This window comes from Brucella sp. GW823-FHT04E01, assembly GCF_058796175.1.
Genome location: NZ_JBXAIK010000002.1, coordinates 283,885 through 302,503, shown reverse-complemented (window position 1 = coordinate 302,503; position 18,619 = coordinate 283,885). Strand labels below are relative to the sequence as shown.

Sequence of the window (18,619 nt, the reverse complement as noted above, 5' to 3'; positions counted from 1 at the left end):
ATTTCTGGGTATGACTTTTGTGCATACCCCCATGCGAAATGTGTGTCTTGGCATTTGCGCGAACAGGAATAAAGGAGCGTTCAACAGTGATGGCAGGGGTGCTTTTCGTTCAGGAAAGCAATCCCCGCTTTTTCAGATTTTGATGATCCTGGAGATCGAAAATGGGTTTGCCGGATGTGATCGGCTTGGTGGGCGCGTTCTTTTACCTTCTGGGCTATGCGCTGATTCAATTGCGTATTTTTTCCGTCGATGATCCGGTCATTCCGTTGCTGAATGTTTTGGGCGGGGTCGCGCTGATCTATTCGCTTGCCTGGAATTTCAACCTCGGCTCCTTCATCTCACAGGTTGCCTGGCTGATAATCACCGTTATCGGATACATCCGTTTCCGCATGGTTGCGCGTCGCCGCGTCGCTCTTCCGCAGGAATGATATGTTTAACAGATCCGATCATCTTTATGTGATTGGATCTGTTCCATTGCTTGCTATCAGCCAGTCGGACACTTCCCGCACGATTTTGCGCTGGTGACGATCAGCTGGTCGCATGAGATAGAAATAGGCGTCCGACCGCATCATGTGGCTGTGCGCCGGGACCAATGTTCCGCTCGCAAGCTGCTCCTTGATAAGCCAAGTCCAGCCAAGCGTGATACCGATGCCCTGCGTTGCGGCGGCAACACAAAGACCATAGTCACCGAGCCGCCATTCCAGTGCACCGGCTGGACGAGAAAGTCTGGCATCATGCCACCATTCCGGCCAACCCTGCCACTCGCGCATTGTATCTTCGATGGCGAGCAGAACCGGTGCCTCCTGTTCCATGATGCCGGGCACGCCTGGCGCTGAGACGGGTACGACTTCCTCCCGGCCCAGCACGGTCAGATTGACCCCGATAGGCCGCTCCTTGCGATAGAATAGCGCAAGATCAAACTCGTCCAGGCGCAGATGTGCCACGTCATCCGTTACACGCAACCGGATTTCGATTCCGGGAATTTCCGCCTTCAGCCTGCCTATTCGCGATAGGAACCACTGGTCGGCAATCCCGCGTGAACAGGCGATCGTGATTTGTCGCGGCCCAATCCATGCCCGCAAGCCGTCTGTGACAGCGCTCAGATCGCCCAGAAGTCGGCTTACCTCCGAGGCATAGCTCTCCCCGATAGCAGTCAACTGCACGCCGACAGGCAGACGATTGAACAGTTTCGAGCCTATGAAGGCTTCCAGCTTGCCAATCTGCCGACTGACGGCGCTTTGGGTGAGGCCGAGCTCCAAACCTGCGCGAGAGAAACTCCCGAGCCGAGCCGCACTGTCGAAAACTACCAGCGCGTTGAGCGGCGGCATGGATTGACGACCGACTGCCAAAGTTTATTTCTCCCGTTTCTCAGAAGGCATGCATCTTTTTATGGTTTAGGTTTTCTGTATCGGGTCCTTGTCAGTCAAGCCCCTCCGATGGATTATCTCGTCACGGATTTTTTGCCGATGAATGCGAGTTCTAGAAATCCAATAGAAGTCAGTCGAACTTACGCGAAAAGCGAATAGTGTCACCCACTTCTTCAATCTGCCTGGAATGATTGAAAGCCGGAATGGTTTTCAGACTAAAGGTCGATCCAATTTTACTTGGCTAGTTTTACTTGGCTAGTTTGATTTGGCTAATTTGGTTTGGAAAGTAACCTGAGAAAAAAGCCGCCCCCGATGAGGGATGCGAGCAACCCGGCAGACATGGGCCACGGATAAGCGAGATTGCGCCCAAGCCAATCCGCAAAAACGAGCAGCAATGCGCCGAGCAGAGCGCTGGCGAGCAGGCGCATCGTCACGCTTCTGAACCCGAGCAGGGCAGCAAAATGCGGCACCATAAGACCGATGAAACTGACAGGCCCAATGGTGATCGTTGCCGCTGTTGTTCCAACACCTGCAAGAGCAAGAAGGATCGCGCGGCTTGACGAGACTTTGAGGCCAACAGCGCGCGCTGTCACATCGCCCAACGGAAAGAGGTCGAGTGGGCGCCTGAAAAGAAGAGCCGCAAGCAGAACGATAATCGCGCAGATGCAAACCAAAGCCGCGTCATTCCAGCCGATATTGCCCATTGAACCGGAAAACCAGTTCAGGAGGCCAGCCACACGCGGATTGCCGCTGGCAAGAAGCAGGATCATCAGCGCGTGGAACATGCTTCCCAAGCCTACGCCGACAAGAAGAACACGCTCTGGCTGGAACGCCATACGCCAGCCGATCCCGGCAATGGCGCTGAGCACCACCAAAGCGCCAATGGAGGCCACAACAAGCTTGGAAAAGCCACCCGCATCGCCAATGAAGAGCACTGCGATTGCAAGCCCGAAGCCCGCGCCATAACCAATGCCAAGCAAGTCGGGACTGGCCATCGGGTTTCGGAGCGTACCCTGTAGAACAAGGCCCGCAACCGCAAGACATATGCCTGCGCCGGCCGCCGTAAAAATACGTGGCACACGCCACCATGTTACGGCCTCTGGTGCGCCAAGGCTCCAGCCTTCAGGTGTTTTCGACACCAGCGCCGATATGATCATGCAAAGGGCAAGAGCGCATGAAAGCGCTAAAAGCAGGTGCAGCGGTTTCTTGATCTGCTCTCTCGCCGGGGTGATTGCCTGCGTTGAAGGCACAGCAGGCAGACGAACGCGGCTTGCCAGAATGACAAGAATTGGTCCTGTGAAAAGGCCTGCAGCGGCACCCGCGGGAATGTTGCCGACGAAAGGCGCTATGGCCCGCAGCAGCTGATCGATACCGACCAGCAGCAACGCACCAAGCAAGGCCGACCATAAGAGCCTGCGCCCATCCTGTCCGGGCGCAAAAGTGCGTGCAAGATTTGGTGCGGCAAGTCCGATCATACCAATCAGTCCAAGACTGCTGGTGATAACCGCAGCCATCGCCGCTGCGGCAGCAAGCAGAACCAGCCGCATCATTGCTGGCGAAATACCGAGTCCCTTTGCCTGATTATCGCCAAGCGAAAGAAGATTGAGCGGCCGTTGCAGGATGAAGATAAGCGCTGCAAGCGGCAGGAGACGCGGGAGAAGATAAAGGCAGACTTCCCAGCCACCTTGCTGCAGGGAACCTGCCTGCCAGGTCAGCAGGTTGATGAGGTAATCATGATTGAAGAGTACGAGCAGGCTGAAGATTGCATTGCAATAAAGCCCGACCATCAAGCCGGCCAGCACGACAGTTGTCGATGAAAACCGTCCGCGAGAGGCGATAAACAGCGAAAGGCTGAGTGCCAGTCCAGCACCGATGAGCGCGATGGCTTCGTTGCCCGCCATCCATAGGCCGGGTGCGAAAACCAGCGTGAAAGCCAGTGCAATCTGCGCGCCGGAGGCAACACCAAGAAGTCCGGGTTCAGCCAGCGGATTGCGCAGAACGGTTTGAAACACTGCGCCGCCAAGCCCGAGCGCACCACCCACAAGCAGGCCAACCGCAAGACGCGGCAGAAAGCTGTAATAACCGATCACATGGCGTGGATCGTCCAGATTGGGAGCTGCCACGATGCGCAGCCATTCCGAAGGCGCAGCAATGCTGAAAAAGCCCTGAACAATGAGCAACAATACAAATGCGACCGACAAACCCAGCATTGCCCAGCGCAGCGGGGAAGCTCGCGTGCGGCCGTGGGTTACTTCAACGCTGCTCACGCCATGTTCTCCAATGCCGAGGCGATGAGATCCGCCAGATGGGCCGCAGAAGGTACACCGCCAAAAGGATGGAATTGATTGAGCCATGCCACGCGCCCGTCGCGCACTGGTCGGAGCAATTTCCACATCGTGTTCTGTTGTAAGGAGCGTTCGGTCTGAACCCGCTGCGAAGGAATATCCACGACGAGAAACGCCGCATCAGCGCTTTCCATCAGCCGATCAAGTCCGACACGCGCCATGCCGGTTCCATTGACCGGGCCTTCCCAGACATTGGAAAGTCCGAGTTTTCGCAACACGGCATCGGGAAGCGTGCCTTCGCCATACATGGTCATTTCACGCCCGCCGATATCAGGCAGCATGATACCCACCGCATAATCATGCTTCGAGACAGTCTCGCGCGCCTTTGCAAAACGGCTTTCCGCGTCCTCAACCACAGAAGACGGCACGGAAGGCGAAACACCGCATAAGTCCGCGACGCGGTTCAGTATCTCGATCGCCAGCCGGTATCGTTCGACATTCGGCGTTGTGATGCTCGGCACCAGCTCGACACGCGCAACATCCGCGATGCGCGGCGTCATCACGAGATTATAGTCCGTTGCGATCACAAAATCGGGCTTCAGCGCTGCAAGGGCTTCAAGATTGATCTCCCAGAACGGCCCGACATCAACGACCGTTTCCGGTAAAACCGGTGCCGCCATGCGCTGACGATAGAACGCTGTATCGGAAAGCCCTACGGGAACAATACCGAATGAAAGCATGGCTTCTGCCGCTGCCCAGTCGATCGCCACCACACGTGGAGGAGATGCGGCGGCGGCTCTGAAACCAAAGCCAGAAAGCCCCGCGCAAAGCGCGAGGCCCGAACCGAACATTATCTGGCGACGTGTCAGCAAAACGCTCGCCTCAGAAACTGACCTTCACACGGCCTATGACCGAGCGGCGATCGCCTTCGTAGCAGCTGAACGCATCCTCGCAGGTGGTGAAATACTTCTTGTCAAACAGGTTTGTGGCATTCACCTGGAAGGTCATGTCCTTGTACTTGTAGCTCACACCGGCATCGACGAGCGTTCGGCCATCGACCTTGATCGTATTGGCTTTGTCGCCATAGCTTGCACCCACATAACGCACGCCGCTACCAAGGCTGAGGCCTTCAAGCATGCCGCTGTTGAACGTGTAATTGAGCCATGCCGAAGCCTGGTGTTCCGGCACCATCGTCACCTGCTTGCCGATAAACGCCGCAGCATCTTCGGTGATTTCCGCCTTGGTATAGGTGTAGGAACCGACGAAATCCCAGCCATAGCTCAGATCGACCTTGCCTTCGAGTTCCAGCCCGCGCGAATGCACCTCGCCCGTCGCCTGTGGCCCATCGATATAGCTGTAGGAAACGACATTCGATTTCACGATGTCGAACCACGCCAGCGTGAACAGCGCGTCGATTTCCTTTGGCTGATATTTTACGCCGACTTCCCACTGACGGCCTTCCGACGGATCGAAAGTGTTGCCGCTGTTATCCGCGCCGAGATTGGGCACAAAGGATTCCGAATAGCTGACATAGGGCGCGATGCCCCATGGCGTCACATAGGTGATACCCGCGCGACCGCTGAATTTCCCAATGCTCTGATCTGTATCACTGGAATCGAGACGATTATGGCTGTTGAGGTCCAGCCAGTCATAGCGCCCGCCCAAAGTGACAATCCAGTTGTCGTTGAACTTGATCTGATCCTGCGCATAAAGCCCGGTCTGATTGTATTTCTGGCGATAGCTTTGCGTTACCGTCGTCGGAACAGAAATCGGAATACCATAAGACGGATTGAACGGGTTCAGCGTTGGGGCCGGATCACGATACTGCGTCACATCGGAATCCGAATAGGAGTAATCAAGGCCGAACAGTGCCTGATGGGAGATGTTGCCGGTTTCAAATTCCGCAATGGCCTGATTGTCGACCACCAGCCCGCTCATATTCTCATCGAAGCGACGCGCCTGACGCGTGATCCCGGTCGGCCCGAGCCCAAGCGCCAGCACATTGTCGAGCAGGAAGCTGACCTGTCCGTAGCGAAGGTTCTGCTTCACCGTCCAGGTGTCGTTGATATGATGTTCAAACTCATAGCCGATGCTGCCCTGCTTCTGGACGCTGCGGTTGAAATCAGGATCACCAACCAGAATATTGGGGTAATTCGGATAAAGGCTGCTGATCGTCGCAGGCAGCACGCTGCCGCCACTATCGTCGCGCAGCAACTGGCCCGAAACCGTCAACGACGTATCCGCATCGGGTGCCCAGGTGAGCGAAGGCGCGATCATGTAGCGATCGTCCTTGACCTCGTCGCCATTGGAATATTCGAACTGCGTGTTGCCCTTGCGAACCACGCCGACCAGACGATAGAGCAGTGTCTTGTCTTCATTGACCGGCCCGGTCAGGTCGACGCCAATCTGCTTGCGATTGAAACTGCCATATTCGACCGATGCTTCATGCGAAGCTTCAGCCTGCGGCTTCTTGGTAACGCGATTGACCAGACCGCCAGCATCGCTCTGTCCGTAAAGCGACGAAACAGGACCACGCAGCACTTCGATGGAATCCAGTTCGTACGGATCGGTACGGAAGAAGGTGTAGGAATTGGAGAGCTGACGCAGGCCGTTCTGATAGGAACTGGTCGACTGCGCGTTGAAACCGCGCATGAAAATCCAGTCATAGCCTTTTGGGTCCGGACCGTAGGTTTCAATGCTTACGCCGGGGACATAACGCAGCATTTCCGTGACGCTTTGCGCATTCTGCATCTCGATCTGCTTGCGGCTGACAACAGATACTGACTGCGGCACCTCGATAAGCGGCGTATTGGTCTTGGTGGCTCCGCCAGAGCTTTCAACGACAACGCTCCTCGACGTGTCGCTGCCACTATTGCCTTCAACGGTAATCGTATCGAGGAGCAAAGACCCATCAGGAGCAACCGCGCCAGCATCGACTGATTGCTGCGCCGATATCGTGACGGTATTGCCGCGCAAACTATATGTGAGGCCAGAACCGGAGAGAATCCGGCCTAGTGCTTCCGAACGTGTCAGCGAACCTTGTGCACCGCCGGAGTTCTTGCCGCGCACAATATTTGCGTCAAAGAACAGCTGAACGCCGGTTTTGTTTGAGTATTGCACCAGCGCTTTGGACAACGGCTGTGCTGCAATATCAAACGACGTGCGCTGCACCTGGCTGTTGGCAGCGGCTTGCGCCCAAACCGTACTTGGCGCGAATGCCGCGACCGCAACCAGCGCACTTGCCGCGAGCAGATGCGCTGACAGCCCGGTTTTAAGAAGAGCCTGAGAACCTTGGCCACGACCAGTCTGAGTTCGGCTCTTCATATCGACGCGCATAGTTTAATCCCCGATGTCTGATGCCCCTGCTTTTGGCAGGATTTTCCTGTTACTTCATGGCTGCCACGCAGCCCCTCAGAGGATTAGACACCTCGGAAACGCGATCTAATGATCGGTAGCTTAAAAAAATTTGATTTTTTTAATCCAGTTATTATCGCCGTGTAACGACGGTCACCCAGCCGGAACCGTTCAGGACCCTGACCGGCAAGGTTTCGGCAATGGTTGCAAGAGCCGCTTCGGCATCACGCGTATCAAAAATTGCCGTAACCGGCATATTGCCGATTTCTGTGTCGGTGAGGAAAATCCTGCCGCGACGATAGCGTTCCAGCTCGCTCAGTACTCGGCTGAGCGGAACGTCCTCAAAGATAATCCTGTCATTGCGCCAGGCTTCAACCGTCTGCTGGTCGGCCCGTTGCGGCAAAGCCGCTTCATCACCGCTATAAGTTATCTGCCAGCCCTCATCAAGGCGCACCGGATCGCTTTGACCAAAAGCCACTGAAACTGCATGCTCAACCACTGAAACAGTGACCGCCCGATCGATCAGTTTCACGTCAAAAGCAGTCCCGAGCGCGGTGATCGTGCCGCCATTGGCGCTAACCACAAAGGGGCGCGACGGATCGGAGGCGACCTGAAAGAACCCCTGCCCTTCATGGAGCACAAGGTTGCGCCCGTTGCCCGAAAAATCGAGGGAAAGCGCCGAATAGCTGCCAAGCTCGACAGTGCTTCCATCGGCAAGCGTAAAGCTGCGACGTTCACCGACACCCGTTTGATAAGTCGCAAACAGACCGGGACGCGACAAGAGATAAGCGCCAGGCAGAAGAACGAGAGCGGTAAGGCCACCCAGAACAACGCCGCGCCGGCCCACACGACCGTCCGATTTATGGCCCGATTGGCGGAAGCGGTCATATTCAGGCTTCACGGCATCGAAGCGTTGCCACAGCGTCTGCGCACGCTCATAGGCCACTCGATGCGCAGGGTCAGATGCAATCCAGGCTGAAAACGCACGCCGGTCATCGGCGCTGACGGTTTTGTCCTGTAACAGCACAAACCATTCCAGCGCCTTCATGTAAACCGGATCGGTTTCAAACTCCTTCATGGGCGTCTTGATGTTCCCGCTTATAATTACTCTGAAAGCCGCCTGTCGAGTTCAGCCAGCGCTGACACGATCTGCGTTATAACCGTATTTCGGGAGATTCCCATACGCTCGGCAACTTCGTCATAACTCAACCCCTCGATCCGGTTGAGAACAAAGGCTTCGCGCCGACGCGGCGGAAGCTGCGCAACGGAATGTAAAAGACGATGAAGCTCGCTGCGATAAAGCACCGTCATTTCCGGCGATGGTCTCGCATCGGCAAAGCGCTCGGGCTCATCGACCTCGATTTCGACATCCGCCCTGCGGCGGGCATCGCGTAAGTGATTGAGCGCGAGATTGCGCGCTGTGCTCTTTACATAAGCAGGACCTGGCGCCTGTGCCGTATCTTCATAGCGGGAAAGCAGGTTCAGGAAGGCTTGCTGAACGACATCTTCAGCCGTGGCGGTATTTCCGACAATACGACGCACAAAAGCCCGCAGACTGATCTGCTCGCTTTCATAGAGTTCTGCCAGATCCCACAACCGGGAAGTCATTTGTTCGCGTGCTCCGAACTAAACATATGCTCCAGCATCTGCGGACGAACAGACACTCATTCACGCCATAAAGGTCCGGAAAATATCGCGCAATCACAATGATTTAGAAGAATTCCAGGCAGAGAAAACAAACATGTATCAAATACTCATCTTTTATCGTTTTAAAACATTGGCTTCGGCAGGGACCTCGCGCCCGCTTTCATTGGAAACAAGAGGGCGGCGCCGGAAACTTTGTTGTCCGGATGTACCTAAAATATCACATCATTTGCAGATCAATGAGCCGGCATCGCGATGATATAATGATGCTTCCATCCTCAAGCCGGTTGGGGCATTCTCGGCAAGCTGGTGAGAAGTTTTCTCGTATAGGCATGCTGCGGATCGGCCAGAATATCCCGCGTATTGCCCTGCTCCACAATCCGGCCTTTTTCCAGAACGATCAACCGCTCGCACAACAGCGCGACCAGCGCAATGTCGTGCGACACCACCACGAAAGTGGTTTGCTCTGAAAGAGACCGCATGAGATCGATAATGCGGGCGCGCGTCGTCAGATCAAGCGCGCTGACCACCTCGTCGGCGATGACGAGCTCGGGTTTAGAGACAATTGCCCGAGCGATGGCTATACGCTGGCGCTGGCCACCTGAAAACTCGTGCGGATAGCGGCGGGCGGCATCCGCTGGCAAATCGACGGAATCGAGCGCCTGCGCAACTGCCTGCGCAATATCGGTCTCGATTTTCAAAGATCGCAGCGGCTCGGCAATGATGTCGAAGACACGCTGGCGCGGATCGAGCGATGAATAGGGATCTTGAAACACCGCCTGCACCGAACGGCGAAAATCGCGCATGAAACCGCGATTGCCAATATCCAGAGGCTTGCCGCGAAACGAAACGTTCCCCGAAGATGGGCGCTGCAGTCCAAGCAGCAGTTTCAACATGGTCGTTTTGCCGGAACCGGACTCACCGACAATGCCCAGATTGCTTCCGGTCTCAAGTTTCAGATCGACATCATGCAAAACCGTCTTACCGCCGGCATAGGCAAAGGAAACGCCCGAAAGGTCCATCAAAGTCATCGCGCAACCTCCAGAGCGGCATCGAACGCCCGTGCAGCGGCCACGAGCCCCTGCGTATAGGGCTGCTGCGGATCGGTGAAAAGCGCCGCAACCGGCCCTTCTTCTATAAGTTTTCCGTGTCGCAGGACCAGCGCGCGTTCGGTGACGGCCGCAACCACCGGCAAATCGTGACTGATGAACAGAAGCCCCATTCCCTCGTCCCGCACCAGTTGCTCCAGCAGCTTCAAAATCTCGGCCTGCGTGGTGACATCGAGCGCCGTCGTCGGCTCGTCCGCGATCAAAAGCTTGGGGCGACAGGCGAGAGCCATTGCGATAGCCGCACGCTGGCGTTGACCACCCGATATTTCATGGGGCCAGGATCGGGCAATGCGCTCCGGGTCTGGCAGGGATACGCGTTCCAGAAGTGAGTGGACCTCAGCACTGACTTCAGTTTTCCCGGTTCGGTGACCATCCCGAAGCGCACGGCGACGGACGACCAAACCGACTTGTTTGCCAATCCGCATCAGCGGGTCGAGCGCCGTCATCGGTTCCTGAAAAACCGTTGCAATGCTCTGCCCGCGCAATGGCACCAGCTCACGGTCTCGCGCCCCTATCACTTGGTGGCCGTCGAGCGTGATCGATCCGCTTGCCCGCATGCCGTCCGGCAACAGTCCCATGATAGCAAGAGCCGTCAACGACTTGCCTGAACCGGATTCACCGATCAGACCGACCCGTTCACCCTGTCCAACCGATAGCGAGACGCCGGAAACCAGAGACCTGCCTGCCGTTTCTATCTGGAGGTTCTCCACATTCAGCAAAATACTCAACGTTGTCTCCTCCGTGTTGGGTCGGCCACGTCACGCAGCCCGTCGGCAAACAGATTGAGCCCGATCACCAATGAGACAAGCGCCAGACCGGGTGCTATGGCACCGAACGGCGCCGTATAAACCGACGCTTGCGCCTCCTGCAGAAGCCGTCCCCAGGATGAATTGGGCGGTGGAGCGCCAAGACCAAGATAGGAAAGCGATGCTTCCGCGATCACCGCCAGACCGAACTGAAGCGCAAAATTGACAATCAGCGTCGGCCAGATGTTCGGCAGCACATGGATGCGGACCAACCCGAGCCGTGATGTGCCGGAAATGCGCGATGCCGTAATGTAATCCATCGCCAGAACCCGCTTTGCGAGGATGCGGGTCAGACGTGCCACGATGGCCGATCCGGCGATACCGATGGCCACGATGGCGGTCGTCAGGCTTGCACCGTCGCTGGAAGCCACGATCAACATGGCCAGCAACAGGGTTGGGAAGGCAATGAGAATATCGAGCGTTGCCGCCAGCACGTCATCAAGCGTCTGCGTTGCAAACGCCGCAAGCACACCCAGCGTGACGCCAATCACTGCGCTGAGCGCGATGGCTCCACAGCCGACGATAAGCGCAATGCGCGAACCGATCATGATTTGTGTCATCAAATCGCGTCCCAGACGATCCGTACCGGCCCAATGCAGCCAGGACGGAGCCTCCAGTCGTCCACCGACCATTTCGCCGGCACCGTAAGGTGTCCAGACCAGCGAGAGAAGAGCGACAGCCAGATGCAACCCCAGCAGCAATCCACCCACAATAAGGGGCCATGGCAATCGGTAAGCCGGCTTTTCATCCCTGACGGCAGGCGTCATATCAGCAGGCTCCGTCATGCACGACCTCCCGCAGACCGCTGGCGCAAGCGCGGGTCGATCAGTCGTTGCAGGAGATCTGCGGCAAAGCCGACCAGCAGCACCAGAAGCGTCGATACAAACAGAACCCCCTGAACATTGGGATAGTCGCGCTGCTCTATGCCGAGCAGAAGCATCGAACCGAGACCCGGCAACGAGAAGACACGTTCGACCACCACAGCACCAAGCAAAGTCGAGGCAAGCTCGATACCGAGGATCGAGATCACCGGCACCGCGCCGTTGCGAATACCGTGACGGACAAGAGCCTGCGAGAATGTCGCGCCAAGCGCCCGTGCGGTACGAAGATAGTCGCTGCCAAGCACGTCCTGCGTGGCCGAACGGACATAACGGATCAACGATGCCGACATGACGATGGCAATGGTTGTGACCGGCAATACCAGCGATTGAAAAGCAGCCGGCGCCGACTGCCATCCTCGTGATGGGAACCCACCCGAAGGAAACAACCGCAGCTTAACTGCAAAAAACCAGACCAGCAGAATGCCTATCCAGAACACCGGCACGGCGATGCCGAGCTGGGAGATGACGGATATCACCGTTCCATACCAGCGGTTCTGGCGCACGACCGACAGAATGCCGAGTGGCACCGCGATCATGATCGCAACGACGAATGCCATCAGCGTCAAGGGCACGGTCACAATCAACCGCTTGCCGATTTCGGCAAGAACCGGTGCTCCACTCACAAAGGAATTACCAAGATCGAAGCGCAGGAGGCTACCGATAAAACGCAGAAACTGCTCGTAGAGAGGCAGGTCCGAACCGACCTGCTTGCGCGCGGCCTCGATCTGCGCCGCATCCGCGCCGACAGAAACAAGCGCATTTGCGGGATCGCCCGGCAGAAGGCGCAACAGCAGAAACAACACGATCGATGCGATGAAAACCGACAGAACCAATATGGCTGAACGGCGTATGATATAGGCGAAAATAGCGTTTACCTCTCCGATGTCAGGGCAGCGCTCGGACCCTCATGCAAATGCGACAACGCCGCCGGAAATTAATTCAGGCGGCGCAGTCTGTCGAGCTGATGTTCTCGATATCGACAGGCGGTTATTATTCCGCTTTCACAATGTCATAGGCGGAAAACTGGGAGTTCAGGCCGTTGATCGGGTAGCCGCTCACTGATTTTTTCGAAACAACGATCTGCGGATAGAGGTAGAACCAGTTGCTGGCCGCATCTTCGGCAATGATCTTGTTCGCCTCGGTCAGCTTGGCCGTCTGTTCATCCGTCGTAGCACTTGCTTCCGCTTCCTTGATGAGCTCGACAACCTTCGGATTGTTATAACCCCAATAGAAATCGGGATTGCCATAGAACACGATATCGCGATGGTTCACATGCTCCTGCAAGGTGGCCTGGAAATCGTGTGCCTTATAGACCTTCGTGTACCACTCATTGGCAGTGATGACGTTGATCTTGACGGTTACGCCGACCTTGGCCAGCTCGCTCTGGATGAACTGCGCGGCAATCGGGTGTGGATCGTAATTCGGCGTATCGATAATGAAGGTGAAGCCATCCGGGTAACCAGCTTCCTTGAGACGTTCCTTGGCACTTTCAGGATCATAGGCGTCGACTTTGGTGAGATCGACATACCACGGATCGGTCGGCGGTACGAATGAGCCGATCAGCGTGCCATAATCGCCCCACACAGCCTTCAAAAGCTTCTGGTCGTCGATTGCACGGGCGAGCGCCTTGCGCACTTTGACATTGTCGAATGGCGCAATACGGTCGTTATAGGCCAGCAGTAGCTTGGTGGTCGACTGCCCTTCGCTGACGGTGAAATCGGGATTGTCCTTGAACTGGGCTAGTGAATCCGGGCTTTGAACCGACGTGATGATATCAACCGAACCGGTCAGCAAAGCATTGTTCAGCGCGCTTGCATCGGTGAAATACTGGAAGACCACCTCGCCGTTTTTCGGCTTGGCGCCCCAATATTTATCGAAGCGCTTCATCGACAGGGACGACCCACGACGCCAGTCTTCCAGCTCGTAAGGTCCGGTTCCGTCTTCCTTCGACTGCAGATCCTTCGCTTCGTCGTTCACCACCCATACATAGCTTAGATTGTACGGCAGCGAGATTGAGCGCGAAGACAGCTTGACGATAACGGTTTCATCATCCGGAGTCTCAACGGCCGAAATAGTCTTGAGGCTGCTTTTGCGTGAGCTCTTCGATTCCGGCGCGGCAACGCGATCGATGGAGAATTTGACGTCCTTGGAAGTCAACGGCGCTCCAGAGTGAAAAGTCACGCCCGGCTGCAGCTTGAACGTATATGTCAGCCCGTCGTCGCTGACGCTGTAATCCTTCGACAGGACCGGCTCGACCTTGCCGTCATCAGCAAGCCGGAACAGGGCCTCATAGACATTGCCGTTGAAGGCTTCGTTGATGCCCTGCCCCGCACCGGCGGTATTGTCGAGGTTTTGCGGTTCGTAGAGCGAGCCGATATTGATTGTCGCGTCCGGGTCGCTTTCCTGCGCCAACGCCTGGCTGAACGATCCGATACCGAGCGTCACGGCCAATGCCGCGCTCAAGCTCCAGTAAGCCAATCCAGATTTGCGATCACGAATGTTGAAGCCGCCCATATTATTCTCCTGCGTGGAAAGCGCCCTATCAGGCTCTCCGTTAGCAACGCTTATACCGCGACCGCGAGAGCATCGGTAAGCGGTGGCACCATGAGATAGCGAGAATTATTAGAAATTTATTCCATAAAGAGTCAATCTATTGGACAAACCATCCGGACTGCAGCACAAGCCGTCCGATATAAGGCGCACTGACAAAGCATAACCTCAAGAGATCAGCCATGACTTATATGGATCGGAACCGCGTACAGGATCTGCTCACTGCAGAAGGACTGGATGCACTGGTGCTTTTTCAGCCGGAAAACTTTCGCTATGCCACCGGAATTGCTGCGGGCGTGGCGACAATGTGGGGGCGCGCCGGTTCGGCCATAGCGCTGGTTCCAGCGGATGCCTCGACACGTGCTGGCGCCATTGTCAGCGATCAGGCGCTGACAGCAGCACGCGCAACGGCTGATGAGATCGACTTCCGCTCGCATCGAATCTGGATCGACGCCGTCGCGGTTCGCGACGCCCACTCGATAGAAGACCTCAACGCTGCCTATCGCAACAGTGGTAATATCGGTCCCCGCCCGGAAACCTTCGACCAGAAAGCAGCCTTTCAACTGCTTGCAGATATGATTGCCGAACGTGGCCTCGCTCAAGCCAGCCTCGGCGTCGACCTTGAATTCATGCCTGTGGCTGATTTTGTGCTGTTGAAAGAAATTCTGCCTTTTGCCCAATGGCGCGATGCTTCCAGCATCGTAAGGCGGTTGCGACTGATAAAGAGCCCCCGCGAGATTGAATATCTACGCAATGCCGCCCGTTATGCGGAAAGCGGGTTGCAGAATATGGCGACTGCGGCGCGGTCGGGCTCCACAGCCGCCGAGCTTTCCGATGCCTGGCTGACCGGAGCGACCAATGCTGCCAAAGCAAACGGCCAGAGCCTGTCCGGCCATTGGGCCTATATTTCGGTCGGGCCGAACCTTCAAAACCTTGCCGCACAACTGGCGCAAGGCGACCTCATCAAGGCCGATGTCGGCACGCTTGTGAATGGTTATTCTTCGGATGGCGCGCGTACCTTCGTCTATGGCAAGCCTGCTCCTCTTGCAGAGCAGATTTACAAAGCGCTCCAGGAGACCTTTCAAGCCGGAACAGCGCTGCTGAAACCCGGCAATACATTCGGTCAGGTTCACGAAGCGATGCTCTCCACCATGCGTCGTCATGGCTTCAGCGAATATTATCGCGGGCATTTCGGGCACTCGGTCGGCTCGGCGCTCGGGATCGAGGAATGGCCTTTCATCTCGCATGGCAACGACATGGCCATCGAACCGAACATGGTGCTGGCCGTGGAGGCGCCGTTTTACGCAAACGGACTAGGAGCCCTGATGATCGAAGAACAGTTCCTCATCACCGCCGATGGCGCTGAAACCATGAACGTTCTTTCACAAGAGCTTGTCTCGATAAGCTGAATAGAGCGAGGTAGTTGCTGCCCCCGCTCAAACTCTTTCAGTATCGAGATTGTACTCCCCATCGCGTTGATGGCGGTGCATTGTTCTTTTAATCTTTCCAGAGTGCGAGAATGAGACTCCCATACTATTGATGGAGATAGGGAGTCTCATGCTGCGACGGTTATCGTCGAAGCCAGCACCTACCACTTCACCTTGAAGCCAACACTCCCCTTGACAGCATAGCTGTTGGCGAAGTGATTGAGGGAAGTGTTGATAGAGCCTTCGCCGTAGACAGCATATTTGTTGTCTGCCCAGGCATAGGTGCCGCCAGCGCCGATCCCAGCCCAGGTCCGGTCATTGTCGGTTTCGAAGTCGATGCCGGACACGTTGACCGTCGTCCCGCCAAGGAATGCCTGATAGACATTGGCAATGCCATAGACGCTGGTATTGACCATCACTCCATCATTGCCTTTCCAGTCCAAGCGATAATCCGCTGCGAGGCCCAGGCGTCCCAAAAGACTGTCACCATCATGCAAACTGACGCGACTGCCCCATGTATCGCTGAATTCATCTGCATCAATGGATGACCACATCAGCTGTGCTTGCAGCGTGAGTGCCCAGCTGCCCTGCATCGGGATACGCTGCCCGGCTTCGATGCTCAGTGCCTAGCCAGTCGCCTTGCGTCCATCGGCAAGGCCGGTATTGGCGGTCCAGGAGTTGAGGTCGTTGTCGAACCACGTCACCTGACCCTGACCGTCAACATAGAAGCCGTTATTGCCGTACCAGGTCGCGGTCGCTCCAAGGCTCCATGCATCCGTGCTGATATCACCATCGCCATGGAAGGAAGAGACATCGCCGCGGGCATGGCCGTATTGTCCGGTGATGCCGCCAATCAGCTTGCCATTCTCGCCCTCATAGAACTGGCCATCGACACCGGCCTGCATGATGACAGTATTGATATCCTGCTTCATCTGCGACGTTGACGTGTCTGGCTCAAGACGATTGTGCCCGCCTTCGACGCGTGCCCAGACACCATACTCATTCACCGTTGCGCCGTTGTCTGAACCATTGCCGTTCTCACCAGTCCAGTAACGACTGCCGACACGCTGCTGGAGGGTGGGCAATTTGTTGAGAGCCAGCATGTTTTGAACGTAGCCCTCGTAAACAGGAACACCAGCGCTGTAACGGGGTCTCGGGTTGGAGCCGGAATTGGGTCCTTCGACATGGCTGACGAGATACCAGTCACCGTCCACTGGCGTCCTCTTGCTGCCCTGCTGCAATGTGTAGGCATAAGCGCCGCCGACAACTGCCTGCTGACCATCCTTGGTCTTGTAGCTGTTTGCCAGCGAGAAAGAGCCATTCGATGAGCCTGACACATCGACAACCTTGATGCCGTTGACAGTCTGTGCGCCGAAACCACCTGCATTGTTCACATATAGCTTTGTCGACCCCGATGTATCACCATCGACCTTCAGCATGTCAGTTTTGGAATCATCGCCACCCAGAACCGTATTGACGGTCATTATGCCGCCATTGCCGGTGTAATTGCCAGCAATGTTGAGCACGGTTCCGCCTGTTCCGCCGAAATTGACGTTCCCGGTGTTGCCAAGGCTGGCAAGCGAAGTGGAGTAGCCACCAAGATCAAGTGTGCCGTTGCTGGCAACTTCATAGCCCGAAGATGATGCGTTGAAAGCGCCTTGTGCGCCCTGTTTCAAAGTGCCGTCGGAAACCACCGTCTGGCCTGTGTAACTATTGACGCCAGCCAATGTGAGTGTGCCGGAACCAGTTTTGGTCAAAGCGCCGGAGCCATCGACCACACCGGAGAACAGCGTATCGAAACTCTGGTCAAGGGTGAGTTTGCCGCCGCCCATGGCGACATCACCCGCACCGGCAAGACCACCTGTCGTCGTATTGAAATTCGCGAGATCGACCTTCGCACCTTCATTGACGTTCAACAGACCTGAACCGAAAGCATGATCGGCAGTTCCAGCTTGAACAGTCCCTTTCTCAACGGTCAGACCACCGGTAAAATTGTTATTGCCGGACAACATCAAAGTGCCATCGCCTTGCTTGCGAAGATACCCATTGCCCGACAACTGTTGCGTAACCGTGAACGTGTTGCCAGCATCCGCGATATCAAGCCCGCCGCCATGCTCACCCAAGGTCAGCGACCGGGTGGTGGAGGTGAAGTTCGTACCTGTCACCTGCAGCGTGCCGCCATCAAGTGTCAGACCGCCAGCAGCAGCACCAAGGCTCGCATCCGAAGAAACGGAAAGCACACCATCGGCAATAGTAAAACCTTGAGCAAAATTGCCTGTTTCGGTCAGTGTCCAGGTACCGGAACCGTCTTTGCGATTGGATTGAAATCCTTGATACTGCGTACCAATCAAAGATACGTCGAAACTGCCGTCATCTGAACCGCCAAGCACAAAGGTATTTCCCTGTGTGCCACCTGCCACCACAACGTTTCCTGTGATGGACGAGCCATCATGGATCTCAAATGTGTTATTGCTACCGAGAACATCGACTGCATTGGCGTCGGCCCCTCCTGCAGAAATTGTGCCTTCATTGACAATATGTGAGTTCGATCCGACCCGGACACCGGAGCCCGAAACTCCAACTGTGCTGTGTTGAGAAGCGGGGCCACCCACACCACCGTTGATCTGTCCGCGGTTTACAAGCCTACCTTGACTGACATAGACGCCATCGCCTCCGACAACCGTTGTCGCATTTGATGTCATCAGGGTTGCGCCACGCAATAGTACACCGGCGCCGCCACCACCACCTGCTCCGTTAGCAGTGCCATAAATACCGGCGCCACCATTGCCTCCGGTTCCTCCCGCAATCGTCGAATTGGCTGCAAGCGAGAAGGAGCCTCTACCCGAGAGAAACAGACCAGCGCCACCACCGCCGCCGCCCGAAGCCTGACTATCAATACCCTGACTGCCGGCTCCGCCAGTTATATATACAGTATCCATTCCAAGAGCCGTCTGGCCGACACTCCCTCCTGCGCCACCCGCATAAATCTGATCGTTAACAATAGCGAAGGCACCGTCTCCACCAACGCCATCCATTGATGGATCCCCGCCCAGAGTATTGGTGGCGCCTATACTACCGCCAGCTCCCCCGCCTCCATAGCCGTTGCCTCGACCACCAGTGGCCGTTATGACATTCGATGTGTCGTCCGCAAAATTTGTCGTTCCCGCCCCTCCGGCATTCCCCGGCAGATCGTCGG

Annotated in this window: 13 protein-coding genes and 1 pseudogene; 2 read left to right on the top strand and 12 right to left on the bottom strand. The window is 56.2% G+C overall.

Features of this window, described 5'->3' with window-relative positions; translation table 11 throughout:
* Positions 1–161 precede the first annotated feature (161 nt).
* Positions 162–428, top strand: coding sequence for a CBU_0592 family membrane protein (locus AC1RHM_RS06860; RefSeq protein ID WP_010660511.1), 267 nt, complete (start codon positions 162–164; stop codon positions 426–428).
* Positions 429–452: 24 nt separating this feature from the next.
* Here AC1RHM_RS06860 and AC1RHM_RS06855 read toward each other — a convergent pair whose 3' ends face one another.
* The 11 genes from AC1RHM_RS06855 to AC1RHM_RS06805 all read right to left on the bottom strand — a co-directional run bounded on the left by AC1RHM_RS06855 (position 453) and on the right by AC1RHM_RS06805 (position 13,960).
* Positions 453–1,349 (bottom strand): LysR family transcriptional regulator, encoded by an 897-nt coding sequence (locus AC1RHM_RS06855; protein WP_010660512.1) that lies wholly within the window; start codon positions 1,347–1,349, stop codon positions 453–455.
* Between the two features lie 287 nt (positions 1,350–1,636).
* Positions 1,637–3,634 (bottom strand): Fe(3+)-hydroxamate ABC transporter permease FhuB, encoded by a 1,998-nt coding sequence (gene fhuB / locus AC1RHM_RS06850; RefSeq protein ID WP_010660513.1) that lies wholly within the window; start codon positions 3,632–3,634, stop codon positions 1,637–1,639.
* On the bottom strand, positions 3,631–4,524 hold the full coding sequence (locus AC1RHM_RS06845) for an ABC transporter substrate-binding protein (protein WP_226622698.1): 894 nt from the start codon (positions 4,522–4,524) through the stop codon (positions 3,631–3,633). The genes fhuB and AC1RHM_RS06845 overlap by 4 nt, the downstream gene beginning before the upstream one ends.
* Positions 4,525–4,534: 10 nt before the next feature.
* A complete protein-coding gene (locus AC1RHM_RS06840; protein ID WP_029928611.1) occupies positions 4,535–6,988 on the bottom strand; it encodes a TonB-dependent siderophore receptor in 2,454 nt (817 codons plus the stop codon).
* A gap of 151 nt (positions 6,989–7,139) precedes the next feature.
* Positions 7,140–8,084 (bottom strand): FecR family protein, encoded by a 945-nt coding sequence (locus AC1RHM_RS06835; RefSeq protein WP_029928612.1) that lies wholly within the window; start codon positions 8,082–8,084, stop codon positions 7,140–7,142.
* 26 nt (positions 8,085–8,110) lie between these two features.
* Positions 8,111–8,614 (bottom strand): RNA polymerase sigma factor, encoded by a 504-nt coding sequence (locus AC1RHM_RS06830; RefSeq protein ID WP_492332499.1) that lies wholly within the window; start codon positions 8,612–8,614, stop codon positions 8,111–8,113.
* Positions 8,615–8,928: 314 nt separating this feature from the next.
* Positions 8,929–9,681, bottom strand: coding sequence for an ABC transporter ATP-binding protein (locus AC1RHM_RS06825; protein WP_010660518.1), 753 nt, complete (start codon positions 9,679–9,681; stop codon positions 8,929–8,931).
* Positions 9,678–10,487: an ATP-binding cassette domain-containing protein gene (locus tag AC1RHM_RS06820; protein WP_029928616.1), complete on the bottom strand. Its 810-nt coding sequence runs from the start codon at positions 10,485–10,487 to the stop codon at positions 9,678–9,680. Before AC1RHM_RS06820 ends, AC1RHM_RS06825 begins: the two co-directional genes overlap by 4 nt.
* A complete protein-coding gene (locus tag AC1RHM_RS06815; RefSeq protein ID WP_010660520.1) occupies positions 10,484–11,350 on the bottom strand; it encodes an ABC transporter permease in 867 nt (288 codons plus the stop codon). Before AC1RHM_RS06815 ends, AC1RHM_RS06820 begins: the two co-directional genes overlap by 4 nt.
* Complete coding sequence (locus AC1RHM_RS06810) at positions 11,347–12,279, bottom strand: ABC transporter permease (protein WP_010660521.1); 933 nt, start codon at positions 12,277–12,279, stop codon at positions 11,347–11,349. Before AC1RHM_RS06810 ends, AC1RHM_RS06815 begins: the two co-directional genes overlap by 4 nt.
* Positions 12,280–12,436: 157 nt before the next feature.
* Positions 12,437–13,960, bottom strand: a complete 1,524-nt coding sequence (locus tag AC1RHM_RS06805) for an ABC transporter substrate-binding protein (RefSeq protein ID WP_492332498.1) — start codon at positions 13,958–13,960, stop codon at positions 12,437–12,439.
* Between the two features lie 218 nt (positions 13,961–14,178).
* Here AC1RHM_RS06805 and AC1RHM_RS06800 point away from each other — a divergent pair, with 218 nt between their 5' ends.
* Positions 14,179–15,405, top strand: coding sequence for a M24 family metallopeptidase (locus tag AC1RHM_RS06800; RefSeq protein ID WP_029928618.1), 1,227 nt, complete (start codon positions 14,179–14,181; stop codon positions 15,403–15,405).
* Positions 15,406–15,584: 179 nt separating this feature from the next.
* On the opposite strand, the pseudogene AC1RHM_RS06795 reads toward AC1RHM_RS06800, so the two are convergent.
* Positions 15,585–18,458: pseudogene (locus AC1RHM_RS06795) on the bottom strand (autotransporter family protein).
* Positions 18,459–18,619: the final 161 nt, after the last annotated feature.